Annotated in this window: 22 protein-coding genes and 1 pseudogene; 8 read left to right on the top strand and 15 right to left on the bottom strand. The window is 62.2% G+C overall.

The window, feature by feature from the left end:
* Positions 1-35 precede the first annotated feature (35 nt).
* Positions 36-761 carry a GNAT family N-acetyltransferase gene (locus tag HV711_RS03655; protein WP_035477604.1) on the bottom strand — a complete coding sequence of 242 codons (726 nt, stop codon included), beginning with the start codon at positions 759-761 and terminating at the stop codon, positions 36-38.
* 126 nt (positions 762-887) lie between these two features.
* On the opposite strand from HV711_RS03655, the gene pdxR reads away from it, so the two are divergent.
* From pdxR to HV711_RS03640, 3 genes are all read left to right on the top strand, one after another.
* Positions 888-2,393, top strand: coding sequence for a MocR-like pyridoxine biosynthesis transcription factor PdxR (gene pdxR / locus HV711_RS03650; protein ID WP_035477605.1), 1,506 nt, complete (start codon positions 888-890; stop codon positions 2,391-2,393).
* A gap of 197 nt (positions 2,394-2,590) precedes the next feature.
* Positions 2,591-2,986, top strand: a complete 396-nt coding sequence (locus HV711_RS03645; RefSeq protein WP_028361241.1) for a hypothetical protein — start codon at positions 2,591-2,593, stop codon at positions 2,984-2,986.
* Positions 2,987-3,052: 66 nt separating this feature from the next.
* A complete protein-coding gene (locus HV711_RS03640) occupies positions 3,053-3,652 on the top strand; it encodes a flavin reductase family protein (protein WP_035477642.1) in 600 nt (199 codons plus the stop codon).
* Here the strand turns inward: HV711_RS03640 and HV711_RS03635 are convergent.
* Positions 3,559-4,086 (bottom strand): GNAT family N-acetyltransferase, encoded by a 528-nt coding sequence (locus HV711_RS03635; RefSeq protein WP_035477606.1) that lies wholly within the window; start codon positions 4,084-4,086, stop codon positions 3,559-3,561. The two genes, HV711_RS03640 and HV711_RS03635, sit on opposite strands and share 94 nt — an antisense overlap.
* Positions 4,087-5,487: 1,401 nt before the next feature.
* Here HV711_RS03635 and HV711_RS03630 point away from each other — a divergent pair.
* From HV711_RS03630 to HV711_RS03625, 3 genes are all read left to right on the top strand, one after another.
* On the top strand, positions 5,488-7,026 hold the full coding sequence (locus HV711_RS03630) for an IS3 family transposase (RefSeq protein ID WP_035477607.1): 1,539 nt from the start codon (positions 5,488-5,490) through the stop codon (positions 7,024-7,026).
* Positions 7,027-7,350, top strand: a complete 324-nt coding sequence (locus HV711_RS33385) for a tetratricopeptide repeat protein (RefSeq protein ID WP_341809888.1) — start codon at positions 7,027-7,029, stop codon at positions 7,348-7,350.
* Between the two features lie 74 nt (positions 7,351-7,424).
* Positions 7,425-8,399 carry a glycosyltransferase family protein gene (locus tag HV711_RS03625; protein ID WP_244142646.1) on the top strand — a complete coding sequence of 325 codons (975 nt, stop codon included), beginning with the start codon at positions 7,425-7,427 and terminating at the stop codon, positions 8,397-8,399.
* A gap of 49 nt (positions 8,400-8,448) precedes the next feature.
* Here the strand turns inward: HV711_RS03625 and HV711_RS03620 are convergent, their stop codons facing one another.
* From HV711_RS03620 to HV711_RS03560, 13 genes and pseudogenes are all read right to left on the bottom strand, one after another.
* Complete coding sequence (locus HV711_RS03620) at positions 8,449-9,960, bottom strand: DHA2 family efflux MFS transporter permease subunit (RefSeq protein WP_035477608.1); 1,512 nt, start codon at positions 9,958-9,960, stop codon at positions 8,449-8,451.
* 234 nt (positions 9,961-10,194) lie between these two features.
* Positions 10,195-11,418 carry a dienelactone hydrolase family protein gene (locus HV711_RS03615; protein ID WP_035477609.1) on the bottom strand — a complete coding sequence of 408 codons (1,224 nt, stop codon included), beginning with the start codon at positions 11,416-11,418 and terminating at the stop codon, positions 10,195-10,197.
* Between the two features lie 32 nt (positions 11,419-11,450).
* Positions 11,451-13,091, bottom strand: coding sequence for an AMP-binding protein (locus tag HV711_RS03610; protein ID WP_035477610.1), 1,641 nt, complete (start codon positions 13,089-13,091; stop codon positions 11,451-11,453).
* Between the two features lie 61 nt (positions 13,092-13,152).
* A complete protein-coding gene (locus HV711_RS03605; RefSeq protein WP_028361231.1) occupies positions 13,153-13,548 on the bottom strand; it encodes a RidA family protein in 396 nt (131 codons plus the stop codon).
* Positions 13,545-13,988, bottom strand: coding sequence for an acyl-CoA thioesterase (locus tag HV711_RS03600; protein ID WP_035477611.1), 444 nt, complete (start codon positions 13,986-13,988; stop codon positions 13,545-13,547). The genes HV711_RS03605 and HV711_RS03600 overlap by 4 nt, the downstream gene beginning before the upstream one ends.
* Positions 13,985-15,202 carry an acyl-CoA dehydrogenase family protein gene (locus tag HV711_RS03595; RefSeq protein ID WP_035477613.1) on the bottom strand — a complete coding sequence of 406 codons (1,218 nt, stop codon included), beginning with the start codon at positions 15,200-15,202 and terminating at the stop codon, positions 13,985-13,987. The genes HV711_RS03600 and HV711_RS03595 overlap by 4 nt, the downstream gene beginning before the upstream one ends.
* 1 nt (position 15,203) lies before the next feature.
* Positions 15,204-16,055 (bottom strand): enoyl-CoA hydratase family protein, encoded by an 852-nt coding sequence (locus HV711_RS03590; RefSeq protein WP_035477614.1) that lies wholly within the window; start codon positions 16,053-16,055, stop codon positions 15,204-15,206.
* A gap of 38 nt (positions 16,056-16,093) precedes the next feature.
* Positions 16,094-16,666: a MarR family winged helix-turn-helix transcriptional regulator gene (locus HV711_RS03585; RefSeq protein ID WP_035477616.1), complete on the bottom strand. Its 573-nt coding sequence runs from the start codon at positions 16,664-16,666 to the stop codon at positions 16,094-16,096.
* On the bottom strand, positions 16,663-17,436 hold the full coding sequence (locus tag HV711_RS03580; RefSeq protein ID WP_035477618.1) for an SDR family NAD(P)-dependent oxidoreductase: 774 nt from the start codon (positions 17,434-17,436) through the stop codon (positions 16,663-16,665). Before HV711_RS03580 ends, HV711_RS03585 begins: the two co-directional genes overlap by 4 nt.
* Positions 17,433-19,805 (bottom strand): bifunctional salicylyl-CoA 5-hydroxylase/oxidoreductase, encoded by a 2,373-nt coding sequence (locus HV711_RS03575; protein ID WP_035477619.1) that lies wholly within the window; start codon positions 19,803-19,805, stop codon positions 17,433-17,435. The genes HV711_RS03580 and HV711_RS03575 overlap by 4 nt, the downstream gene beginning before the upstream one ends.
* 229 nt (positions 19,806-20,034) lie before the next feature.
* Positions 20,035-21,990 (bottom strand): acid phosphatase, encoded by a 1,956-nt coding sequence (locus HV711_RS03570; RefSeq protein ID WP_051223919.1) that lies wholly within the window; start codon positions 21,988-21,990, stop codon positions 20,035-20,037.
* Between the two features lie 227 nt (positions 21,991-22,217).
* Positions 22,218-22,361 (bottom strand): annotated as a pseudogene (locus HV711_RS03565) (LysR family transcriptional regulator); the annotation flags it as partial.
* Positions 22,362-22,383: 22 nt separating this feature from the next.
* Positions 22,384-23,826, bottom strand: coding sequence for an aminotransferase-like domain-containing protein (locus HV711_RS03560; protein WP_035477620.1), 1,443 nt, complete (start codon positions 23,824-23,826; stop codon positions 22,384-22,386).
* Between the two features lie 258 nt (positions 23,827-24,084).
* Between HV711_RS03560 and HV711_RS03555 the strand changes: the two genes are divergently transcribed.
* On the top strand, positions 24,085-25,548 hold the full coding sequence (locus HV711_RS03555; protein WP_035477622.1) for an amino acid permease: 1,464 nt from the start codon (positions 24,085-24,087) through the stop codon (positions 25,546-25,548).
* The gene (locus tag HV711_RS03550) at positions 25,549-26,793 is read left to right on the top strand and encodes an NAD(P)/FAD-dependent oxidoreductase (RefSeq protein ID WP_035477623.1); all 1,245 of its coding nucleotides are present in this window, start codon (positions 25,549-25,551) and stop codon (positions 26,791-26,793) included.
* Positions 26,794-26,814 lie beyond the last annotated feature (21 nt).

Below are 26,814 nucleotides of genomic sequence, written 5' to 3'. Positions count from 1 at the left end.
AATGCGTGACTCAATGCGAGTTATCAGCGGCCGTCTTAAGAAGCCGCCCTCTGCCGCGCAATCAAATCTGCGAGCTTTTGAATCTGCCGCCCTTCGGCGTCGAAATTCGCATCGTCCAGCCAACGCGGATAGCTCGCACGCAGCGCCGGCCATTCACTGTCGATAATCGAAAACCACGCCGTATCGCGATTGCGCTGACGATAAACAATCGCCTGCCGGAATATGCCTTCAAACGTGAAGCCATAACGCAGCGCGGCCGCGCGCGACGGTTCGTTCAGCGAATCGCATTTCCATTCGAAGCGCCGATAGCCGAGTTCATCGAATACATATTGCATCAGCAGGAACATCGCTTCTGTCGCGATGCGGGTGCGCTTCAGGCGCGGCGAATAAACGACGTGCCCCACTTCGATCACGCCGTTGGCCGGGTCGATGCGCATCAGCGCAAACGTGCCGACTGCCTTGCCGGACGCGTTGTCGATCACCGTGTAGTGCAGCGGATCAGCCGACGCGGCGAGCCGCCCCAGATGCTCGCGATACGCCTCTGCAGTCTCGAACGGCCCGACGCCGAGATAGGTCCAGTCGCGGCCATCGGCGGCCGAGTGGTAGGCGTCGAACAGATCCGCCGCATGCGCGTCGACGTTCACCGGTTCGATGCGGCAATAGCGGCCCGCAAGCTGCGCGCGCCCGGGCGGCTGTGCGCCGCGCCACTCCGGCAGCGGCTCGCCGATGGGCTGGCCGAAGGCGTTACGTCGCGGTTCCATTTTGCACTCCTCGCGTGGTGTTTGTGATTGATCGTGAAGATGCCGCTAAAGATCATGAAGAACGATACGTCAATCGTGGTATGTTAAAAAGATCCAGCTCAAACGAATTCGATAGGTCCAGCCGTCATGATCGAGATTATTGGCCCGCTTGTTCATACGGCCGCGCAGCGTGGCGCCGGCGGCGGCGCGCACAAGCCTGCGCCCTTGCAGAAGCAACTGATCGAGCGGCTGCAGCAGGCCATTCTCGGAGGACGCCTGCCGGCGGGATCGCTGTTGCCGTCGTCGCGGTTGCTATCGGCGGAAATGGGCGTGTCGCGCAACACCGTGGTGATTGCGTACGAGCACCTGGCGGCGGTCGGCTATGTGGTCGCTGACAAGAAAGGCACGCGCGTGAGCCCGCTGTCGAGCCGCGCGGCGCGGGGCGAGCCCTCCGCGCCGCCCGCCGCGCCCGAAGTGGCGTACGCGGCGCGCGTCGGCCAGTTTACGGCGACGCGCAAGCCTGTCGATAACGCGTTGCCGCTCACGCCCGGCACGCCCGCGCTGGACCGCTTTCCGCTCGCCGCCTGGCGGCGCGCACTGGAACGCGCGATGGAGCGCTCGCTGCCGCGCGCGCTCGGCTACGGCACGCCGGCCGGCGAGCCCGCGTTGCGCGACGCGATTGCCGCGCATCTGCGGATGGCGCGCGGCGTACGCTGCGAGGGCTCGCAAGTGGTGATCACCGAGGGCGCGCAGGAGGCGCTCAACCTCTGCGTGCGGCTTTTCACCAATCCCGGGGAGGTCGCGTGGATCGAGGACCCCGGCTATCGCGGCGCGAAAGCCGCCTTCCGGCAGGGCGACCTGACCATCCAGCCGATGCCCGTCGACGGCGAAGGCATCTGCGTGCCGCCCGCCGCGTGGGCCGCGCAGCCGCCGAAGCTGATCTACACGTCGCCCGCGCACCAGTATCCGACGGGCGCTGTGCTGTCGGTGGCGCGCCGGCTCGAGCTGATTGCCGAGGCGCGCCGCGCGGGCGCATGGCTGATCGAAGACGACTACGACGGCGAATTCCGCTACTCCGGCGAGCCGATCGCCAGCATGCAAGGGCTCGTGGACGACGCGCCGGTTCTGTACGTCGGCTCGTTCAGCAAGACGATGTTTCCGGCGCTGCGCATCGGCTTTGTCGTGCTGCCGCGCGCCATTGCCGAGCACGCCGAAGTGGCGTTGTACGAGATGCTGCGCGGCGGGCATCGGCTGGAGCAACTGGCGCTCGCGCATTTCATGGAAAGCGGCGAATTCGGCCGACACCTCGGGCGCATGCGGCGGCTGTATCGCGAGCGGCAGCAGGCATTGCGCGAAGCGCTTAGCGAAGATTTCGCGGCGTCGGAGATTCTGGGCGGCGAGTCCGGCATGCATCTGACGCTGCGCCTGCCCGCGGGCATCGACGACGAGACGCTGACCGGGCGCGCGTTCGCCAAGGGCCTGGGTCCGCGAGCGCTGTCCAGCTTCGCGCTCAAGCCGCACGCCGGCACCAACGGGCTCGTGATCGGCTACGGCAACACGCCCGCCGAGCAGCTCGCGCCGGCCGTCCGCGTGCTGGCGGAGCTGGCCGGACTGGCTGTGGGCAGGGAAAAACCGCGCCGGCGGCGGGTGTGATTTTTGGGTTTGTCCGCGCGGGCCATGTCGCGCTATCGTGTCGTTTATGCGCGGTGACCGAACACGCAATGTCGACGGATTGCCCGCATCATGTTCCGCGCGCCGTCGGGTGCGCGTCGCCGGATGGCTGTACGGTCCGGGCATGAAGCATCCCTTTGGTGTGGTTTTCTATGACGATTAATCCGAGTGGAGATGACATGAAGGAAATCGAACCGACCCCGTGGTTTGAACTGGCCGCTCACTCGCCCGTGCGCGACGGCTGGTACGAGGTGCAACTGACGGGCGGGGACACGGCCTTTGCGAAGTACGGCGAGGGCGAGTGGACCGACAAGCCCGACGACGCGTTCACGCACTGGCGCGGCCTGTCCGCGGATCCGTCGCACGCGGCGGATGGCAAGGCGGACGGCCAGGCCGAAGCGGCCGACGACGGCGCCGCAGCACCCGCCGAGGCTAAAGGCGCGGACGAACCTATCGATGCGGAAGCCACCGCGGCGAACGGCGTGCGAGCCGCGTGGAACGCGTTTTTCCCGAGTCTCGGGGAAGAGCAGCATAAGCCGGTGAACGCGGTACCCAACGGAAAAGCGCCGCATTGACGCATGAAGGGCGGCGGCTTGCCGGCTGCCGCTCTGACGGACCAGATCTTCGGGCAAAAACCAAGTATGAAAGTTACCCGGGAGCCCGTGGCCTTGCCGCGGGCCACGCAGTTACTCAATCATGGGCCTGTGACGATCATCACGAGCGCGCACAGCGGGCGGTCGAATGTGATGGCGGCTTCATGGGCCATGCCGCTCGACTTCAACCCGCCCAAGATGGTCGTGGTGGTGGACAGCCGCACGCTGACGCGGCAATTGATCAAAGCAAGCGGCGTGTTCGGGCTGCAACTGCCGAGCCGCAAGTTCGCGGCGCAGACGCTGGCTGTGGGCACGAACGCGGGGCTTGCGATCGACAAGTTCTCGGCCTTTGAACTCGAAACCTTCGCCGCGGAAAAAATCGACGTGCCGATGCTGGCCGGCTGCATTACGTGGATGGAATGCAAGGTGATTCCGGACGACAGCCAGCGGCACGATCTGATCATCGGCGAGGTGGTGGCGGCGTACGCGGACAGCCGCGTGTACTCGAACAACCGCTGGCATTTCGGCGACGACCCCGATCTGCGCACCTGCCATTACGTGGCGGGCGGGACGTTTTTTGCGACGGGTGAGGCGTTCGAGGTGTCGCCTGCGGCAAATGCCTTGAGCGCTTCGCCGGCGAGCCGGTAGCGGACCCATTCGCTTTGCGCGCTCGCGCCGATGGATTCATAGAAACCGATGGCGGGCGCATTCCAGTCGAGCACGCTCCATTCGAAGCGGCCGCAGCCGGTCTCGCACGCGATGCCCGCGAGGTGGCGCAGCATCTGTTTGCCCGCGCCGCTGCCGCGCGCTTTCGGCGAGACGTACAGGTCTTCCAGATACAGTCCTTTCCTGCCGAGCCACGTGGAGTAGGAAAAGAAGTAGACACAGAAGCCGATGGGCTCGCCGTTCATTTCGCAGATGAGCGCCGTGGCTGTGGATGCGTCGGAAAAGAGGCTGGTTTCGATGTCTTTTACCGTGGCGACGACTTCGTGCTCGGCCTTTTCGTACACCGCGAGTTCGGTGATGAAGTGGAGGATGAGCGGGGCGTCGGCGGCGGTGGCGGGGCGGAGGTGGGTGGTCAAGGGTGGTTCGATCGGGTTGGTGCGTTGGGTGCTTGATTGCTGGCGCGATGTTGGATCGTGCTGTTTAGCTTGGACAGTAAGCATAGCAGGGACACGGCCGGCGTTCTTGGGGGACTGGATTCGTCAAGATCGGTCGCAGAGGGTTGGCGGGTTTTGCGGTGGTATGAAGATGGTGGTTTGCCTGTTGGAAGGTCAACCAACGTCTTGTTCGCTTATGAAGGTTTCGATGAAGCTCGCCGTGTTTTCTGTCGTGGTTGCTGCCGCCGTTCCCGTCTGCCTCACCGATCGCACGCCGCGTGGTTCCGACTGTCATCAGTCGACATCGCCTGGCGGTGTCTATTTGGCCGAGCGCTGTCTGTTAGATTGGGTTCCTGGAGGAAACTCGGAATACGTCGGGCGCCTCTTCGACGCAAAGAGCGGGAGACTGTTGGCCCAACACACATTCAGCACGCCGGTTCCTGACCTGGCTTGGTCGTCCGGGTTTTTTATTCGTTGGAACCGCGTGGGCCGCTTCGATACTTTGGGCCCTCGATAGGGTTTTCTAAAGGGGATGGCGACGATGACGCTACGTATATCCCGCTGCCGCCTTCGAGGTGGGATCGGGTGATGGCGTTGCGGGCGCGGTTGTAACGGCCGGTCATGCGCCGGGGAAAGAAAGGGAAGTCAACGAATCGACGTCAGGAAGAGTAAAGGCACGTCGAGGGGCGCTCGGTTTGAAACGAGATGCCCGTCCAATCACAGTGATTTGGCGGCTGGAATCAGTCTGGCCTGTTGTCGGGTTGGCAGAGATTCACGGATCGCAAGGGCACTGCGCCGGCAAGATTCTCTCGGGGTATCAGGGAAAATGCCAGCCAATCTCGCTCATTGACATACACGACTCCTTCCTTACAGCGTATGTGCGCCTGTCTCGGAGGTTTGTCGCAGTGGGCGCCGTCGATCACGCAGCGCTCCCATTGTGGAATTGTTCTAATGGGCTCGGTAGAGCCGTCGTGAACTTTCGTGTATGTCTGTACATCCCGCGTTGCGATTGCCATGTACATAAAATCGAGATCGGGGGAAACGGGATTCGCCGCAACAGCTTTCACATAATGCCTGTGCAGATCGAAAACATAACGGCCGCAGGCAGCGGCGAGGAGTGCCATCGTCAAAGAGGCCGACACAATGAGAGTGCGCTGCGGTGTCAGACGTTGACCGCGAGTGAAAACGGTCCCTACGATTGGGAATGCGAGCAGTACGACCATGCCAGATAAGGCTGCGACATTTTCGTCTCGAGTTGCACAATCAGCACCGCATCCAGGATTATGGTCGAAAGCTAAACCGATCCACCCCACTGTTGATTTGCACGGAATCCTGACCCACCGGGGATGCGGACAAAATCCTGGACTACTTTGGAGGTAGTCCATGTATTCATACGAAGACCGCGTTCGGGCGGTCGAGCTGTACCTGAAGCTTGGGAAGCGCGTCAAGGCAACAATCCGCCAGTTGGGTTACCCGACGAAGAATTCTCTCAAGGCGTGGTGTGCGGAATTCGAGAGCAGTGGCGATCTGCAGAAAGAGTATGTTCGCGCCAAGCCGAAGTACTCAGAGGAACAGAAGAAACAAGCACTCGAGCATTACGTCAATCACGGGCGGTGCTTCAGCTTCACCCTCCGGGCATTAGGCTACCCCTGTCGCCAGACACTGACGGCGTGGGTTCGCGAGCGCTATCCGGAAGCCAGGAAATACGTGGTTGGCAAACGAGGGCGACCGGCCGCGTCATTAGCCTCCAGGCAGACCGCGGTATACGAACTGTGCACACGGCAAGGAAGCGCACAGGCGGTGGCGCGAAAGCTGGACGTCGACAGGGTGACGCTGTACAACTGGAAGAACCAGTTACTCGGCCGGGAGGCCCCTGCATCCATGAAACGCGACAAGAGATCACGTACAGAGACAGATCGGGATGAACTGGAGCGGCAGATCGAAGGGCTCCGGCGCGACATTCGCAATCTGCAGCTTGAACACGACCTGCTAAAGAAGGCGAATGAACTCATAAAAAAAGACCTGGGCGTCGACCTGCCACTCCTGAGCAACCGGGAGAAGACGACGCTGGTTGACGCCCTGAGAGAAGAATACGGTTTGGCTGAGCTGCTTGCGCGGTTGGATCTGGCGCGCAGCTCCTATTTCTACCATCGGTCGTCCATACGACTTGCTGACAAATATGCAGAGGTCCGTTGTACCGTTGCTGAGATCTTCGAGGACAATCACCGATCCTACGGCTATCGTCGAGTGCAGGCAGCGCTCAGCCGACAACGGGTGTTTCTATCGGAGAAGGTCGTGCGTCGCCTCATGAAACAGGGCGGCCTCCACGCGGCCAGGCCCAAGCGTCGCCGATATCGTTCTTATATCGGAGAAATCAGCCCTGCCCCAGATAACATCATCAATCGCGATTTCCACGCTGACGCCCCGAACGAAAAGTGGGTCACGGATATCTCCGAATTCCAGATTCCCGCGGGAAAGGTATATCTATCACCCATGATCGACTGCTTCGATGGCATGGTAGTCAGTTGGACGATTGGCACAAGCCCCGACGCAGAGCTCGTGAATACCATGCTAGATGCGGCTATCGAGACCGTGACCGAGGACGATGAGACGCCGATCGTGCATTCCGATCGGGGTGGCCACTACCGTTGGCCGGGCTGGCTATCGCGGGTTGCAAAAGCTAATCTGGTCCGATCCATGTCGCGTAAAGCCTGTTCGCCGGACAACGCGGCCTGTGAGGGATTCTTCGGCAGGCTGAAGACCGAGATGTTCTATCCGGGAGACTGGCGTTCGACGACCATCGCGGAGTTCGTTGAGATACTGAACGCCTACATTCGCTGGTACAACGAGAAACGGATCAAGGGCTCGCTTGGCTATCTCAGCCCCATCGAGTACCGTGAAAGCCTCGGGCTAACGACGTAAATCAGTCCAGGAAAATGTCCGCATCCCCCGTGGGTCAGGATTCCGTGCAAATCAACACTATGGGAACACGCGGGCCTGATTGCCGCGACGCGAGGCGATCTGATTTTCGCCGAGGCGTGCTTCCATCGTTCGCTCACGCTCGCTGGCGACACGGCGACACTTCATCGAAATCTGGCCGACTGTCTCCGGCAATCTGCGCGCCTCGCCGAAGCTCGATACCACTACACGCGAGCCCTGGAAATCGAACCTCAATTGCTTCATGCCGTTCGCGCACTCGCTCTAATCAGCGCGGAGAACTCCATCACTACGCGGCTAGTGCGCTGAGTCTCTGCGGGCAAATTGACGAAAGCCTCCCGCACAGTATCGAGGCGGCGCGGCTCTTGCCGGAAGATCCCTTCATGCAATATCACCTCGCTGTTCTCCAACTGATGACGGGAGACTATAAAGACGGGTGGGCGCGGCACAAAGCATATTACGCGCTGCCTGATAAGCAACGCCGGCTGTCTTTCCCGAGTTTTCGCGAGTGGAACGGGGAGCTGGTTAAGGGCTCCAGATTTCTACTCGTATCAGATCAGGGACACGGTGACGAGATTCAGTGCCTTCGCTTCGCTGTATGGTTACATGAGCAGGGCGCCGTCGTCGATTTGCTCACAAGCGAGTGGGTTGCGCCGCTCGCGGCAAGCTTGAGGGGAGTGCGCTGCGTCTTGACGAAGCCGCCGTCCGGTCCGTATGAATTCTGGTCGCACTTGTTGCGAATGCCGGAGTATATGCAGCTTGAGGTCTCGAATCTTCCATCTGTAAGGATGCCTTACCTTATCGCGCCGTCCGACAAGGTTAACCGTTGGCGGACACGCATAGAAAATTTTTCGCGGCACAATACACGCACCGTTCCTCGACGCGTTGGCATAGTGTGGTCGGGCGATCCGACATTCATGCTCGATCGTTTCAGATCCATTCCGCTGAGTAAGTTCGTTGCATGCTTTGAGGAGCCGGGGCTGACGTGGCTCGCGTTGCAGAAAGGCGCCAAAGAGCGAGAAGCTGAACGTCTTGCGGATGCGTTCCAGATTCACACGCTAGGCCCGGATATCAACGACTTCGTCGATACACTGGCCATCCTCGAGACGCTTGATCTGTTGATCACCGTCGATACTTCCGTCGCTCATCTCGCTGGTGCCGCGGGGCGGCCGGTGTGGGTGCTTGTCCCTGCCTATGCTGAGTGGCGATGGCTGCGGAATCGGGACGATAGTCCGTGGTATCCGTCCATGCGTCTATTCCGCCAGCGGAAATTAGGTAACTGGGACCCAGTCATTGAGGAAGTAACAAAGGCACTACGCTTGTGGCGCGATGCGTGCATTCCGCCAGCGGGCACGTAACGGTTTCAGTGCCGCGCAGGCAGAGCGTCATCGCCGGATGTCGCCCCGCTCATCCGTTTTCCGTCGCCGCCGTATTGCCCGCTGGGCGTGGGCGCTCGGCGGCGGACACGCCGTGTCCATCGTCCATATCCAGATGGGCAGCCGTCTCCGCACCACCCGGCCGTCCCGCGCGCAACATCACCCCGCCGATCACCCCCGCAGCCGCCGCGAAAACAGCACCAAACGCAAACGCCACGTGATACCCGCTGTTGAGCGCGGCGACCGCGCTCTGCGTCGCCAGCATGTCGCCGCTGCGCGCCGCCGCGAGACTCGCGAGCACCGCGAGGCCGAGTGCGCCGCCCATCATGAACGACGTATTGACGATGCCCGACGCGAGCCCTGAATCGGCGGGATCGACGTCGCTCATCGCCGCGAGCAGCACGGGATTGAACGCGATGCCCGCGCCGAAGCCGAGCAGCATCATGCCGGGCAGCACGTCGAGCACGAAGCTGCCGTCCACCGGCGCGCGCGCGAACAGCGCGAGACCGCACGCGGCAACCAGCAGCCCGACCGCGAGCGGAATACGCAGACCAAAGCGCATCACGACGCGCGCCGACAATCCGAGCGAAAAGAATCCCATGATGAGGTTCGCCGGCAAGAACGCGAGCCCGACTTGCAGCGGCCGATAGCCGAGCACGCGCTGCAAATACAGCGCGGAAATGAAGAACCACGCGAACATCGCCGCGGCCCACAGCACGCCGACGACATTCGCCGTCGCGACATTGCGCAAGCGGAACAGGCCGAGCGGCATCAACGGATGCTGCACGCGCGACTCGATGACGAGGAACGCCGCGAGCAACGCCAGTGCGACGAGCAGCAAGCCGAGCGTTTGCGCCGAAGTCCAGCCGGCCTCGTTGCCATTGACGACGGCATACACGGCGAGCATCAACGAAACCGTGACTGACACGGCGCCGGCCACGTCGAGCCGTTCGCCGTGCGCATGACCGCGTGCGGAGGGCAGCAGCGCGACGCACAACGCATACACGGCAATGCCGATAGGCAGATTGACAAGAAAGATCCAATGCCAGCTGAGCAGGTTGGTCAGCAATCCGCCGAGCAACACGCCGATACTGCCGCCGCCTGCGCAGACGAAGCCATACACGCCCATCGCTTTGGCGCGCTCACCCGGCTCGGTGAACAGATTCATGATGAGCGACAGCGACACGGCGGACACAATAGCGCCGCCAAGACCCTGCACGGCGCGCGCGCAGACGAGCAGCACCTGCGAGTTGGCGAGCCCGCACGCGAGCGACGCCAAAGTGAACAGCGTAATACCGCCGAGAAACAACCGGCGATGACCGTACAGATCGCCGAGCCGTCCACCGAGCAGCAGACAGCCGCCGAACGTCAGCATGTACGCATTGACGACCCACACGAGCGAGGTTTCCGTGAAGCCGAGATCCGCAGCAATGGACGGCAACGCGACGTTCACAATGGTCGTGTCGAGCACGATCATCAGGACACCGAGGCACAGCACCATGAGTGCAAGCCAGCGCTTATTGCCGTGGATGGAATGAGTCATGCGAGCGCTCCTGTGCCGCGGTCGTGTGGGAAACCGGCGGCTTCGAGCGTCATGCCTGATTCAACGCGATGCCGGACGGGCCCGCCGCCCGGCGCGATGTGGACCAACCTGGTGTCAAGTGCTTGAGGGCGAGGGGTTTTTCAGTCTAGCACTCGCGGGTTTTGCGTCACAACTACGAGTTCCAGGGCGCACCTGCGCCTGGGCTGCTGGCCTCCAGCCGCAGCCCAAAAAAAATCACACTCGCGACTTACTTCCCATCAACGCATTAGAAGGCAACGCCTCATCAAGCAACTTACGCGCGCATTCAATACCAGCCACCGGCAATCCTTCAGGATTGAGCAAACCGACCTGCACCAACACGCTGGCCTGATCCCAATAGATATGCTCGTTATACAGCTTGTCGCCGCGAAAGCAGACCACGGCCAGCATCGGCACTTCGAAGTACTTCCCCGTCGGCGCCACGCCCGGCAGCAACCAGTCGATCTCGCAACTATGCGTGCAGCTGAAAATGAATTCGTCGACGATACGATCCGCACCGATCGTCCGCGAAATCGGAATCAGCTTTGTATCAGGCGGATTGGAGTTGACGAAGTGATGCGTATAAAACCGCTTGAGGTTGTCATGTCCCACGCCGCCCGTCATCGTGGGAACGTGATTGACGTACGGCTCGGCCACCATGGTCGGCATCACGGCTTCCACGTCGCGCGTGGCGAACTCGTGATAGCAATGCGCCTCCCACAGCGCATTCAGATCGTAGACCGGCCCGAGCACTTTTCGCAGCAACGCGAGCGTGCGCGAATACGCCATCATTGCAGCGGGCTTGTTGTATTGCGGACGCGAAGGCGCGGCAAACGCATGATCGCAACCCGGGTAGACGTACTGCTCGATCTGGCCACGCGTGCGCAACGCAGCGCTGATGCGTTCGCGCGTTTCAGGCGGACACAGCGCGTCGTTTTCAGGGAAATGAAACACCATCGGGCAACGCACGGCCGGCACTTCGTCGAGGTACGCGTCGAGGCCGACGCCGTAGTAGCTCACCGCGCAATCCACATCGGTACGCGCCGCGCTGAGAAACGCGAGCTTGCCGCCGAGGCAGTAGCCGACCGCGCCGACCTTGCCGACCTGCTCGGGCATCGCGCGCAACGCGGCCACGGTGGCGGCGATATCGTCGACGGCGAGGTCGGTGTCGAACTGCGCGAGATAGTCGAGCGCCTGCTTCATGTCGGCCTCGCCATAACCGAGCTCGATACCGGGCTTGATCCGCCAGAACAGATCCGGCACCAGCACCATGTAGCCCTCTTCGGCGAAGCGGTCGGCCGTCGCCTTCATGGTGTCGTTGATGCCGAAAATTTCCTGCAACACAACGAGCCCAGGGCCCGAGCCTTGCGCGGGTCGCGCCACATACGCGTTGAAACGGCCGCCGTCCTGGGCGACCACTTCCGTGAAAGAGCCGGCCATGCGTGTGTCTCCTGAAGTTGGCGAGGAAGAGCCTATGCCATCGTACGTAATTCAAAGCGCTTGAGCTTGCCTGTTTCCGTGCGCGGCAACGAATCGACAAACACGATGACACGCGGATACTTATACGGCGCTACCGTATTCTTCACGAATTCCTGCAGCTGCGCGACCAGTTTGTCGTCCGGCGTATGGCCGGGATTCAGCACGACGAACGCCTTGACGATCTGGCCGCGCGTATCGTCGGGTACGCCCACCACGCCGCATTCGGACACGGCATCATGCTGCAGCAGCACGCTTTCCACTTCGGGACCGGAGATGTTGTAGCCGGCCGAAACGATCATGTCGTCGGCGCGCGCCTGGTAGAACACGTAGCCGTCTTCGTCGAGATAGACGGAATCGCCCGGCAGATTCCAGCCGTCGCGCACGAATTTCAATTGACGCTCATCGGCGAGATAACGGCAACCCGTCGGCCCGCGTACCGCGAGCTTGCCGATGGTGCCGGGCGCAACCGGTTGCATGGCATCATCAACGGCTTGCACCACATAGCCCGGCACCGCGCGGCCAATGGCATGCGGCCGTATTTCGCTGCCCTGCGACGAAATGAAAATATGAATCAGCTCAGTGCCGCCAATGCCGTCGATCATGTCGATGCCGGTCGCGTCATGCCATAGACGCCGCGTCGAATCGGGCAACGCCTCGCCCGCCGACACGGTCTTCTGCAAGCTGGACACATCGTGCTGCGCAACGAGCGGCGCCATCTGCCGATAGAACGTCGGCGCAGTGAACATGATGGTCGCGTGAAAACGCTCGACCGTTTGTAACAGGGTCTCCGGCGTGAGCTTCTCGATCAATACCGTCGACGCGCCCACGCGCAGCGGAAAACACAGCAGGCCGCCCAGGCCGAAGGTGAAGGCGAGCGGCGGCGTGCCGCAGAAAATATCGCTCGCGGAAGGCTTTAATACGTGACGCGGAAACAGATCGCACATCGCGAGCACGTCGCGATGAAAATGCATGCAGCCTTTCGGCGCGCCCGTCGTGCCGCTCGTGAACGCGATCAGACAAACGTCGTCTGCTGAGGTATCGCAAGCGGTGAACTCCGCGGGCTTGTTGATGGCCAGCGTATCCAGCGAGTCCGCTGCATCGTCATGAAACAGCAGCGTTTGTTTTAACTCGGCGCAGTAGAACTCGCTTTGCGGATCGGTGCAGCGCGCAAGTTCTTCGGTCAGTCGTGCATCGCACAGCGCGGCGCTCACTTGCGCTTTCACGATGATCTGCTTCAACTCCTTTGCGCGAAGCAACGGCATGGTCGGCACGACAACCAGTCCGACCTTCAGCGATGCCAGTGCCGCCACGGCCATCTGCAACGTATTCGGCCCGCGCAGCAGAACGCGATTGCCCGGCTGCAAACCCATCTCGTCGACGAGCACATGCGCGCTGCGATTCACCATCGCGAGGAGTTCGTTGTAGGTGGTCGCGCGCGGCTCGCCGTCGACCAGCGACCACACGGCAGGACGCTCGCCGTGGCCCGCTTCGATCGGGCTGTCGAGCAATTCGGTCGCGCAATTGAATCGCGCCGGATACGCGAGCTCAGGGTTGTCCAGCAGAAAGACGGGCCATTGATCCTGCGGCGGAAGATTGTCGCGCGCGAAAGTATCGACGTGTGCTGACGGTTCCATCGTGGTCTCCCCGGTATCGAGCCGGCTGTATGCGCTTCAGTTGACGAGGGGTTGCGTGTCCTTACTGCGGAATGACGGCGGTTGCTTCGATCTCGACCTTGGCTTCGTCTTCAATCAATGCGACGACTTGTACCGCGCTCATCGCGATGTCGTAGTCTCCGATCAGCTCGCGAAACGCACGGCCAATTTCCTTTAGTGATGCCAGGTACTCGCGCTTGTCCGTGACATACCACGTCATACGCACAAGATGCTCGGGCCTGCCGCCTGCCTCATGCAGCACGGCAAGCACATTCTTCAGCGCCTGAATGGCCTGACCGGCGAAGTTGCCGGTCTGGAAATGCGCCTGCTCGTCCCAGCCGATCTGGCCGGCAATAAATACTTGCACGCCGGTGGCCGCGACGCCGTTTGCATAACCGCGCGGTTTGATCCAGCCGGCGGGAAGGAGAGCTTTTTTCATGAGCGTTGCGCCTCGCTGAGTTCGGGCTGTGGAGCAAACATCGCAAGTGCTGTCGCGATGTCGGTGGGAATGTCGATCGAGCGGCCGCTTTCCAGCGATGTCGTCACAAGCACCTGCTTCGCGCGAAAACGCGTTTCGCCGTTGCAATGACCGACTATCTCGATGCCGATCGAGCGCCGGCCGATTGCGGTGACGGCGAGCGTCAACATGATCGTTTCGCCCATTTGGCTCGGCCGCGAAAACTCGCAATCCAGCTTGACGATAGGCAGGCCGACGCGGCGCTGGCCGATCATCTGCGCGTAATCGATCTGCAGGCCCTCGTTGAACCAGTCTTCGACAAGCGCGTTGGTCATCACCAGATACTGCGGAAAGAACACGATGCCCGCCGGATCGCAATGCGAAAAGCGGATCCGCATGGGCCTTTCGAAGTGCATGGTCATTTCGCGTGTTCCCCGGCGGCTGCGGCGGCGTGCACTTTCAACAGATCGCGACCCACGATCAATTGCTGCACTTCCGTCGCGCCTTCGTATATGCGCAACGCGCGAATCTCGCGATACAGCATCTCGACCGCGACGCCGCTTTGCACGCCCATGCCGCCATACAACTGCACGGCAGCGTCGATCACCTGCTGGGCGCCCTCGCTCGCGTGCCACTTCGCCATGGCCGCTTCGCGCGTCACGCTTTCGCCCTGGTCGCGCAGCCATGCCGCGCGATAGACGAGCAGGGCGCTGCTGTCGATCGTCAACGCCATCTGCGCGAGCTTGGCCTGCGTCAGTTGGAAATCAGCGAGCGTCTGGCCAAACATCGTGCGCGATGCGGCGCGCGCGATCCCCTCGGCCATCGCATGCCGAGCGAAACCGAGCGACGCCGCCGCGACAGACGTGCGGAAAATATCAAGCGTGCGCATGGCGAGCTTGAAGCCTTCGCCGGGCGCGCCGAGCATCTGGCTGCGCGGCACGCGTGCGCCCGCGAAATGCAGACGCGCGAGCGGATGCGGCGCGATCACGTCGATGCGCTCGGCAATTTCGAGCCCCGGCGTGTCGGCGTCCACGATAAACGCGCTGATGCCGCGCGCGCCGGGCGCTTCGCCAGTGCGTGCGAACACGACGTAGAAATCGGCGATGCCGCCGTTCGAGATCCACGTCTTCTCGCCGTCGAGCACATAGGCGTCGCCGTCTTCACGCGCGGCCAGCGACATGGCTGCCACGTCCGACCCGGCTTCCGGTTCGGACAACGCGAATGCGGCGATCGCCGTGCCGTGCGCGACGCGCGGCAAATAGCGGTTCTTTTGCTCGTGCGTGCCGCCGAGGGAGATCGCGCCCGAGCCGAGCCCTTGCATGGCGAGGGCGAAGTCCGCGAGACCCGAATGCTTTGCCAGCGTTTCGCGCAGCAGACAGACCGCGCGCGTGTCGATTGTATCGCCGTGCCCGCCGTAGGCGACACCGCCCACGCCGTACTTGAGCCAGCCAGCTGCGCCGAGTTCGCGAACGAGTTGACGGCAGGCGGCATCCACAGCGCCGCGTTCGACATGTTCGGCGTGCGACAGATGCTCGCGGCACCATGCCTCGATACCCACGGCCAGTTCCCGATGGCGCGGCTCGAAAAAAGGCCACGCCAATGCGCTGTGCAGATCGATGTTCGTATCGGCGCTCAACTCAGTCTCCTTCGAACACGGGGCGCGACTTCGCGGCAAAGGCCTGATACGCGCGCTCGAAATCGCGCGTGCTCATGCAAATGGCCTGCGCTTGCGCCTCGGATTCGATGGCCTCGTCGATGCTCATGCTCCATTCCTGGTGCAGCATTTTCTTCGTGATGCCGTGCGCGAAGGTCGGGCCGGCGACGAGGTCGGCGGCGAGCTTGTGCGCGTCTTCGAGAAGCGCGGCCGGTTCGCAAAGCCGGTTATAGAAACCCCATGCATAGCCTTCGTCACCGCTTGCGGCGCGTCCCGTGAACAGCAATTCGGCGGCGCGCCCTTGACCGATAATGCGCGGCAGAATTGCGCACGCGCCCATGTCGCAACCTGCCAGACCGACGCGCGAAAACAGAAAGGCGAGTTTGCTGCGCGCGGTGCCAAGACGCATGTCGGACGCCATCGCGAGAATGGCGCCCGCGCCCGCGCATACGCCATCGACAGCGGCAATGACCGGCTGTGGGCAATGACGCATGGCTTTGACGAGATCGCCCGTCATGCGCGTGAACAGCAGCAGCTCCGGCATGGGCAGGTCGATCAAGGGCGCGATGATGTCGTGCACGTCGCCGCCCGAGCAGAAGTTTTCACCCGCACCGTGGATCACGACGGCCTTCACGTCGGTTGCATAGGTAAGCTGACGGAATAGATCGCGCAACTCAGCATACGATTCGAAGGTGAGCGGATTCTTGCGCTCCGGGCGATTCAATGTGATGGTCGCGACCTTGTTCGCGACCGACCAGCCGAAGTGCTGCGCTTCGTAGCCCGCGAGTGTGACGCGGTTGCTGGCCAGGAGGGCGTCGGCGTTGGCTTGTGGCATGAGCTTGTCTCCACGCAAAGCGTAGTGGCGTTGATCAATCAGTCTTTCAGACTATCCAGCAGATGCTTTTTCAGTTTGCCGAGCCGCTGATGCGTGCGCGACTTTTCCTCGAGACTCAGGCCGCCAAACAGTTCGACGACCCATTGCTCGTGGGCGGCTGCCATCCTGTCGAAGGCTTTGCGGCCCGCAGGCGTGAGGCAGACGCTGATCGAGCGGCGATCGTTCGGATCGGTGTCGCGCGACACGATGCCTTCTTTTTCCAGTTGATCGGTAATGCCGGTCACATTGCCGCCCGTCACCATCAAGCGACGCGACAATTCGGTCATCTTCAATCCTTCAGGATGGCGCTCGAGCTGCGCCATCAAGTCGAAACGCGGCAACGTGGTGTCGAATTCGTTGCGCAGACGCTTGCGCAATTCCGCCTGCACGAGGTTCGTCGTGGTCAGCATGCGCAGCCATAAACGCAGGCCCATATGACTGTCGGCGCCGGTGCTCATTTCCAGATCCACGACGTTCTCCGCGGGTTTCGCGACGCCTTTGCGCGGCGCTCGGGTCTCGGCTGCTTTCGCATCGCCGGTCGCAATCTTTTTGATGTTGGATGACTTGCTCACATGACTTCTCCACCGGAGATGGAAATAGATTGCCCCGTGATCGCATCCGAATCCGGCTGGCATAGCCACAACACGGCATGGGCAACCTGTTCGGGACTCACGAAGCGATGTTGCGGGTTCGAGCGAAGCAGGCTCGCGCGCGCCTCTTCTTCGGTGCGCGATGTTTTGCTGGTGATTTGCTGGAGCGACGCGTGCAGTAACTCCGTTTCCGTGTAACCGGGACAGACCGCATTCACGGTGATGCCCTTCGTCGCGACTTCGAGTGCCAGCGAGCGCGTGAGACCGATCACACCGTGTTTGGCCGCGCAATACGCGGCGACATACGCATAGCCGATTTGGCCCGCGGTGCTCGCCACATTGACGATCCGTCCGCGTCCGCGCTCCAGCATGCCCGGCAATACCGCGCGCGTACCGAGGAAAACTCCGGTGAGGTTGACGTCGAGCATGCGCTGCCACAGCGTCACGTCGGTATGCGTAAAGGGCGCGGCTTGTGCCTGGCCCGCGTTATTGATCAATATGTCGACTGCGCCCGCTTTGTTGAAGGCTCTTTGCACTGAGTCTTCCTGCGTGACGTCGACGGTCATACATGCAACGTCACCTAATGCGCGACATTTTTCACGCTGCGCGTCGAGCCTTTCCGCGTGGCGACCCATCAACGTGACGCGCGCGCCGGCGCGAAGCAGCGCTTCTGCTATCGAGGCGCCGATGCCGCTGCCGCCGCCCGTGACGACCGCGTGTTGCCCCGCAAGTGACGAATGGTTTGTGTTCACGTGGTTCCTTCCGCACGCTGTGCGCGCTCCTGTGCAGAAAGCCCTGCATTCGCCGCGGCCTGTGCGCGTTCGCGTTCCAGATTGCGTTCGAGTTGCGACTTCGCGGCGATGTACTGATTCGGCCATGTCACGTCGAAATAGCCGATTTTGGCGGCCTCGTTCAGTGTCCACGACGGATTGGCGAGATGCGGGCGCGCAATCGCGCACAGATCGGCGCGGCCCGCTGCGATGATGCTGTTCACGTGGTCCGCCTCGGAAATCGCGCCCACGGCAATGGTCGCGATGCCCGCTTCGTTGCGCACGCGGTCCGCGAACGGCGTCTGGAACATGCGGCCATACACGGGCTTTTCTTCCTTGCTGACCTGACCCGACGACACGTCGATCATGTCGGCGCCCGCGGCCCTGAAGGCACGCGCGATCTGCACGGCGTCGTCGGGCGTCGTGCCGCCTTGAACCCAATCGTTCGCGGAAATCCGCACAGAAATAGGCTTGTCTTGCGGCCACACCGCGCGAATCGCCTTGAAGACCTGAAGCGGATACCGCAAACGGTTTTCGAGCGAGCCGCCGTATTCGTCCGTGCGATGGTTGGTGAGCGGCGACAGAAAGCTCGACAGAAAATAGCCGTGCGCGCAGTGCAATTCGAGCCAGTCGAAACCGGCCTCGGCGGACATCTGCGTGGCGCGCACGAACTGCGCTTCTATTTCGCGCAGATCGTCATGCGTGGCTTCGCGCGAATACTGGCTGATGCCGCTCAGATACTGCTGCGGCGAAGCCGAAATGAGCGGCCAGTTCCCTTCGGTGAGCGGTTGATCGATACCTTCCCACGCGACGCGCGTCGAGCCCTTGGCGCCGGAGTGACCGAGCTGGATGCCGATTTTCGCGTCGGACTGGCGATGCACGAGGTCGACAATGCGCTCCCATGCGGTGAGATGCTCGGGCGCATACATGCCGGGACAGGCGGGCGTGATGCGCGCTTGCGGCGACACGCAGGTCATCTCAGTCATGACGAGGCCGGCGCCGCCCATGGCGCGCGCGCCGAGGTGCATCAAATGGTAGTCGCCCGCGATGCCGTCGACGGCGGAGTATTGCGCCATCGGCGAAACCACCACGCGGTTTTTCAGCGTCACGCCGCGCAATGTGAACGGCGTGAACATCGGCGGAATGGAGTGCTTTTGCGGTGCACGCTCCACGCCTGAACGCGCCGCGAGCCAGTCTTCGAAACCGGACACATAACGCGCGTCGCGCTCGCGCAGGTTTTCGTGCGAGATGCGCTGGGAGCGCGTGAGCAGCGAATACGCGAACTGTTCGGGCTCGAACGACGTGTAGCGATCCACGTGCTCGAACCATTCCGTCGAATTGCGCGCGGCATTCTGAATACGCAATACGTCGACGCTGCGCACTGCCGTGTAGTGCTTCAACGCGGCGCGCAGATCGCCGGGATGTGCGTCCATGCTGTTGGCGAGCTCGATTGAATCTTCGAGTGCGAGCTTGGTGCCCGAGCCGATGGAAAAGTGCGCGGTGTGCGCCGCATCGCCCATCAGCACGATCGGCGTTTGACTGCCCTCGGCATTGCTGCGCCAGTGAACCCATTCTTCGTTGACGACGCGCGGAAAGCGAATCCATTGCGACGAGCCGCGCAAATGCGCTGCGTTCGAGAGCAGCGCATTGCCGTCCAGGTACTTCGCAAAGAGTTTCTCGCAGAATGCGATGCTGTCTTCCTTGCTCATTTCGTCGAGTCCCGCGGCGCGCCACACGCGCTCGGGTGTTTCGACGATGAAGGTGGAGGTCTGGTCGTCGAAACGATAGGCGTGAGCCTGAAACCAGCCGAATTCAGTTTTTTCGAACGCGAAGGTGAAGGCGTCGAATAGTTTCCTGGTGCCGAGCCAGACGAAACGGCAGTCGCGCACGTCGACGTTCGGCTTGTACGTGGCCGCGTATTTCTGGCGGATCGCGCTGTTTGCTCCGTCGCACGCGACAATCAGGTCGGCCTGATACTCGGCGTCGTCCGTCACCTGCGTTTCGAAGACGAGCTTCACGCCCAGTTCCTCGCAACGCGCCTGGAGGATATTCAGCAGACGTTTGCGGCCGATGCCGCAAAAGCCGTGGCCGGACGAACGAACCTTGCGGCCGCCGAAGTGGATCTCGATGTCGTCCCAATGATTGAACGCGTCGAGTATGGCGTCTGCGCTGGGCGCGTCTGCGGCGCGCAGATTGCCGAGTGTCTGGTCCGAGAACACGACGCCCCAGCCGAATGTGTCGTAGGGACGGTTGCGTTCGACGACGGTGACGTCGTGCGCCGGGTTGCGGCTTTTCATCAACAGGCCGAAGTACAACCCCGCCGGGCCGCCGCCGATACAGACGATGCGCATGCTCTTCCCCACTGTCGCTTTGCTGGTGGGTTTAATTTAGGCCTTGATAGTTTAGGTGTCAAGTAAACGTTCGGCGCGCGAGGCGCGCGGATGGACGGCTGATCCGGGCGAATAAAGTCTGTCGTGGCGGAATTTGCGATGCCGGGAACGGGCACATCGAGGCCTGGTAGAGTTCGGCCACGCCCGGGTGAGCGGCGTGCAGGGCGCCGCTCACGGACGAACACGTCAGTCAGGAATCGAGATGGACCTGCACACCGCTCGATGTATAGATAGGCGTGACATTGAAGCCGTCAACAGCAATAGTCGAAAACTTCACGTTCGAACCATTGCCGCTTATCAGGTTGAGCGTATCGCCGACCTTGGGTGCGAAGCCGTTGACGAACTTGACATGCAGCGTTCCCCCAACAACCGTGGTCTGAGCGCCCACTTTCATCGATCCTTGCCCATTCGCACCGACATCGAGTTCCAGCGTCGTATTCGCAAGTTGCGTGTATTTGCCGACCACAGACACGACACCAGGCGCATTGATGACCACGGTGCCCGCACCGAGGTAGACATCCCCCGTGCCGAATGCGGTCGTCGAGTCCGCTTCGAGTGTACCGCCGCTGACCTGGGAGCCGCCGGAGAAGGTGTTGGCGCCAGCCAGCCTGAGCGTTCCGCTGCCCTGGACGGTCAGCTTGCCGGCTCCCGAGATCGGATTGCGCCACGTGTCGGACGCGTTGAAGCCGCCCTGGCTGGCGTCCATGGACACGATGACGTTGCCGTTGAATGCGCCGTAGCCATCCGCCGCTGCGAACATGTTCAGACGTCCCCAGCCTTCCCCATCGTCCATGACCGGATAGCCTGACGGGAGTTCGGTCGTCTTCAGCACGACCCGGCGCTGATCTGCGCTGAGGTAGGGGAAACGGGTTTCAAGCAGCGTTTCTGCGCCCTTCGGAACTAGTGGCGCGGCATCGGTCGCCTCGATCTGAGAAAAGCCAAAGGTCATGCGACGCAGGTAGTTGGACTGGTTGGTCCGATAGTCGGCAAAGCGGTCGGTTGAGGGTGTGCCCGAATGCGCGAAGGTATAGAGCGTGCGATTCGTCGTGTTTGTCTGGGACATCAACGCGCTTTGGGCCTGTGCATAGGCCGCCGCCTTCAACGAGGTGTTTGCCGGGTTGTAGAGGTTGGCCGCCACCACGGCGAGGCCCAGCATGCGGCCACCCATTACGTCGAGTGGCGAATGCATGCCCGCGATGATCCGGTTTTCTCCCAGCTCCATTGCGCGGCTCATCAATTCCTGGAAGCGCTGAGGAACCACGTAAGCCATGGCCAGCGAGTCACGCATCGCTTCGGCGGTATGGCCGCTAATGAAGCCACCGTCTGTTGCCGGCGTTGTGCTTTCGGCCGGTACCAATGTCGGATCGACGACCACCGAACTGCTCCACCGGAACGGTCTCGCATACTTATAAAAGCGCTTGGCGGGCTCCGTCGAACCGTTCGTGCTCATGGCATTCACAAAGTCGACCACGGTGCCGAAAGTCGTGTTATTAGGACTGCCAACGCCTGTGTTGTTGCCTGCGTCGTTGTACAGCGTCGTGGTGGCGTTGGCCGGGACGGAGGTGATCGTCGTGGTTTGCTGCGTGAGGCCTAGCCATGCGCTCGTCAATGGCCCCAAACCGTCGGTCACGCTGTATCCCTTATTGCGGCGGTCGTCGAAATAAGCCGCGTCAGCCTGCGCCTGTGTCCGGGAGACGGTTTCGTTGACGACGAACTGCGTATTCTGGCCCAACACGGCAGCATTGAGGACAGTGCCGCAGGGCGTGCCCGAGTTGACGATGCCTGAGCACGTGGAAGCGACCACGGCCGGGAACCCATCGACGGCCGGTGCCGTAGCGCCCGCGTCGACGATCATGGTTGACGGCTGCCAAAGGTCGAGGAAACGAGCAACAACGCGTACGCCGGCGTTCGTATCCAGTGTCGCGAAGTGGGCGTCGTTTCGCTGGTTCGAGGCGGCATTGTCGACGAACGCCGGTACAGGAGGGATGGACGCGCTGTCCACAAAGCCCGGATCTGCCGGCGGGGCGGGAACAACGGCCGCACTACTTTGGACGTCATCACTGCTCCCGCAGGCACTCAGCGTCAGCATGGCACACAGGACAATGAAACTGGACAGCGGGCGGGGGCGGACGAGTCGCAACAGCATAGGTTTCCCAAGTCGGTGGCAATAGAGTCAATGGGGGCAGATCTTGGGCGAGCTAAGTGAAGCCCCGATGACATTGGGAAAGGTTTGACGACAAAAAGCGCTTCCACGGCCGTGGGCCTGGCAGCTTCGTCCTGGATTGGTGCGCTAGCCAGGTCGGCATGCTGAACCGACGTTGTGTTCAGCTTGGATGGGACGCGACGAACACCAGACTAGATGCCTGCTATGAATCGCTTGGCTTCGTCCGGGTAGGACGACAGAACCTCGAGCGCTGGCTTCACGTTGTCGAGAAGCCGTTGACCTTCCTCCGTCAGGCTCAGCTTGCGAGTGGTCCGATGAAAGAGACGGACACCCAGCTGCTCTTCCAATTGCAAGAAACTGGTGTGCAACTGTTCTCTATATCGTTCCAAACAACGCTCGCGGCCGGTCGCGCAATGCTTGCGCGAGCGTCTGCAACGCGCTCACCAGTTGCTCGCGTGACGACGCGCACGCGAGGTTGATCCGCACGCCGTGCTCGACTTCGGCACGATCCACCGCAAACGCCGACGAAGGCATTACGACCACGCCGCGCGCTTTCGCATTCGCCGCGAAATCATCGGCGCGCCACGGCGGCGGCAAACGCAACCACACGAACATGCAGGCAGGATCGGCGTCGAGCCATTCCTGCGGCAGGATTTGCCGCGCCAGATCGTGGCGCACGCGAATCTCTGCAAGCTGCGCATCCATGATGCGGCGCGCGGTGCCGTCCTCGATCCACATCGTCGCGATCAGCATCGACATCGGCGCGGGCATCCATGCCGTGGTGCGCACTGCCTCGGCCGCGAGCGCGGAACGTTCGGCCGGACTCAGCAGATAGCCCAGACGCAAGCCGGGCGCGAGAATCTTCGAGGTGGCGGCGATATGAAACGTCAGCTCCGGACACAGACTCGCGATCGTCGGCAGACGTTGCGACACGAGCGGACCGTACACGTCGTCTTCGATGATCGCCGCGCCATAGCGCCGCGCGATATCGACGAGCGCGACGCGCCGTTCGAGACTCATCGTCGTGACGGTCGGATTCTGCAGATTCGGCACCGTGAAGATCGCCTTTACGGGCACGCGGCTGCAGATGCGTTCGACTTCATCGGTGATCAGACCGTCGCGGTCGCTCGGCACACTGACGATCTCGAACTGGAACACGGGCGCGAGCGCCTTCAGCCCGTAATACGTGAGCCGGTCGGCAACGATCACGCCATCCGTGCCGATCAGGCTGTTGAGCACGGCATACAAACCGTGCTGCGCGCCGCTCGTCACGACGACATGCTCGGGCGCGGGCGCGAAGCCGGGCGCCGCCATCCAGCGCGCGCCCGCCGCGCGCGCCCAGTCGGGCCCTTGCGGCGGCTGATATTCCTGAAGCGCTGCGTAGCGCGGATCGCGCGGCAATTCTGCGAGCGTCGTCGCGAGGCACGACAGAAACTCCCCCGTCGCCGGCCGGTTGACAGTTAGATCGATGACACCGCCCGGCGCCGCATTGGGCGCAACGGACGCTTCCACGCGCGGCATCGCGCCACCCGTGACGAGCGAGCCGCGCCGCTTGCTGCCGATCACGAGACCGCGCAACTGCAACTCCTTATATGCACGCGACACCGTCGACACGTTGATGCCGAGCTCGGTCGCGAGCTGCCGTTGCGGCGGCAGGCGGCTGCCGGGCGGATAGACGCCCCCGCGAATCTCGTCTTCGATCGACGCCGATACCTCGATATAGGTCGGGCGTTTTGTCTGGACGGGATCGCCGTTTGTCTGGTCGATTTCCGCCGAAGTGCCGTTGCTGCGCGCTGTTTTAGGTCTGCCGGAAGCCATTGTCTTGCCTGTCTCCATACAAAACAGGTTTTGTGTGCCTGTTTGTGCCAGTTCGCCGGATTTTATACCAGTTATGCGTATGCGCCACGTCTTTGCCACGTCTTTCAAGGCCGGCAAGGACCACGCCCGGCTACGCCAGGGAAAATCCTGGACCACACAACATGGTTTTTAATTGCACACAAAAAATTGTTGTGTGATTCTTTGAATCAGGTTTTGTGTGGATTTTGAATTCAGGAACGAGCTGGAAGGAGATTTCGTATGGCTGGAAGCATGAGACAGACGCACGCGCAGGAACGGCCGCAGGACAGCGCAAATGAAGGCTCGACGCCGCGCCTCGGCGTCGCCTTGCGTCAACGCCACGTCACGATGATTTCGCTGGGCGGCATCATCGGCGCCGGGCTTTTTGTCGGCAGCAGCGCGACGTTGAACACGGTCGGGCCGGCTGCATGCCTGTCGTATCTGGTGGCGGGCATCGTCGTGCTGATGGTGATGCGCATGCTCGGCGAAATGGCGCTCGCCGTGCCGGGCATCGGATCGTTCACGGAATACGCGCGCATCGGTCTCGGCGACTGGGCGGGCTTCACGAGCGGCTGGCTCTACTGGTACTTCTGGGTGATCGTCGTGGCCGTCGAAGCGGTCGCGGGCGCGGCCATCCTGCAACGCTGGATACCCGCGCCCGTGTGGATGATCGGCCTCGTGCTGCTGTCGGTGATGACCTTCATCAACTTGATGTCGGTGAAGTCATACGGCGAGTTCGAGTTCTGGTTCGCGTCGATCAAGGTCGCGGCCATCATCGTGTTCATCGCGATCGGCGCGGCCTGGGTGTTCGGCTTCGGTCATACGCACAGCGCGTGGAGCAATCTCACGGCGTCGAAGGGTTTCTTGCCGTTCGGCACGATGTCGGTGTTCGCGGCCGTGCCGACGGTGATCTTCGCGGTCGGCGGCGCGGAAATCGCGACCATCGCCGCCGCCGAATCGGATAACCCTGCAAAGAGCGTCGCCGCGATGACACGCTCGGTGATCCTGCGTGTCATCACGTTCTACGTCGGCTCCATGTTCCTGATCGCCTGCATCGTGCCGTGGACGAGCATCGTCACGGGTCATTCGCCGTTCGTCTCCGCGCTCGAAACGATGCGCGTGCCGGGCGCCGCCGACATCATGAACGCGATCGTGCTGGTTGCTGTGCTGTCCGCGCTGAACTCGGGCCTGTATGTGTCGTCGCGGATTCTGTTCCGTCTCGCGGGCCGTGGCGATGCGCCGCGCGCGCTGCTGCGCCTCACGCGGTCGCGTGTGCCGCGTCTCGCCGTGCTGCTGAGCAGCGTGGTCGGCTATGTCGCGATCATCGCCGCGATCGTTTCGCCGCAGGGCGTGTTCCTGTTCCTCGTGAATGCATCGGGCGCGGTGATGCTGTTCGTCTACCTCGCGACGGCGCTTGCGCAGATCCGCATTCGCCGCCGGCTCGAACGCAAGGGCGTGCTGCCCGAGCTGCCGATGTGGCTGTTCCCGTGGCTGTCGTATGCGGTCGTTGCCGCGATCGTCGGCGTGCTGATCGCGATGGGCACCGATGCGGGATTGCGTCCGCAACTGATGGCGAGCATCGCGAGTCTCGCGGTCGCGTCTGCTGCGTGGCTGCTGGCAGCACGGCGCCGTCATGCAGATGAAGGCACGCGCACAGGGTATCTCGCGTCGATCGAAAGACACGCGATGCAGGGAGACCGGTAAATGGCGGACGTGGGCATTGTCGGCGCGGGTTTCATCGGGCTTGCGAGCGCCGGCTGGCTGATGCGCGACGGACATCGCGTGACGCTGTTCGATCCGTCGGGCGTCGCGCAAGGCGCGTCGTTCGGCAACGCGGGCACGTTCGCGCCGTATGGCTGCATCCCCGTCAACAACCCGTCGGTGTTCCGCGATCTGCCGCGTTTTCTGCTGTCGAATACGAGCCCGTTCCGCATGCGCTGGGGTTATCTGCCGCATCTGCTGCCATGGCTCGCGCGCTTCATGCTGAGTTCGACGCAGCGTCGTTACGAAGCGAGCGCGGGCGCGCTCGCCGCGCTGCTCGCGCAGGCTCAGGCGGGCTACGCGCCTCTGCTGGAAGAGCCTGCGCTGGCGAAGTTCGTGCGGCCGCGCGAATGTCTTTATCTGTATTCGAGCGGCGCATCGTTCGACGCGTCGCGTGCTTCGCTGGACTTGCGCAAGCAGCTCGGCGTGTCGTTCGAAGTACTGCGTGGCGAGGATGTGCGCGAACTGGAACCGTCGCTTGCACCGATCTTCGAGCGCGCCGTGCTGTTCAGCAATAGCTGGCATTTCTCGGACCCGCAGGCTTATCTGCGGACGCTGCACGATACGCTGGCGGCGCGCGGACTCAAGCTCGAACGCAAGAGCGTGAACGGGATTTCGTCCGCACCGGACGGTGTTGCATTGACAACCGACGACGGCATGTCGCGCCATTTCGATCATGTGGTGATCGCAACGGGCGCGCGCTCCGCGAAGCTGGCGGAGCAATGCGGCGACCACGTGCCGCTCGATACCGAACGCGGTTATCACGTGCGTTATCGCGGCGCGTCGCAACTGATTTCGCGGCCTTGCGGCTGGGCCGAACGCGGCTTCTACATGACGCCGATGGAAGACGGCATTCGCGTCGCGGGCACGGTCGAACTGGGCGGCTTTACCGAAACACGCAACCGCTCACTGCTCGATCTGCTGACGTTTTCATCGAAGCGCGCTTTACCAGACCTGCAACAGCCCGACAGCACGTGGTTGGGCTTCCGCCCCACGCTGCCCGATGGCGTGCCCGTGCTGGGCCGTGCAAGCGGTAATGAGCGTGTGATTTATGCATTCGGCCACCAGCATCTCGGTCTGACGCTGGCGGGCGTGACTGGGTGCATCGTCGCGGATCTGGTCGCGCGGCGCGATTCGTCAACGGGCGCGTTGCTGGATCTGTCGCGTTATGCACCGACGCGATTTTGACAATTTCAATCGACAGGAGCG

It is taken from the genome of Paraburkholderia phenoliruptrix (assembly GCF_902859825.1).
Taxonomy (GTDB): Bacteria; Pseudomonadota; Gammaproteobacteria; order Burkholderiales; family Burkholderiaceae; genus Paraburkholderia; species Paraburkholderia phenoliruptrix.
Note: the sequence above shows the minus strand (reverse complement) of the source record. Positions and strands in the feature narration are given on the sequence as shown.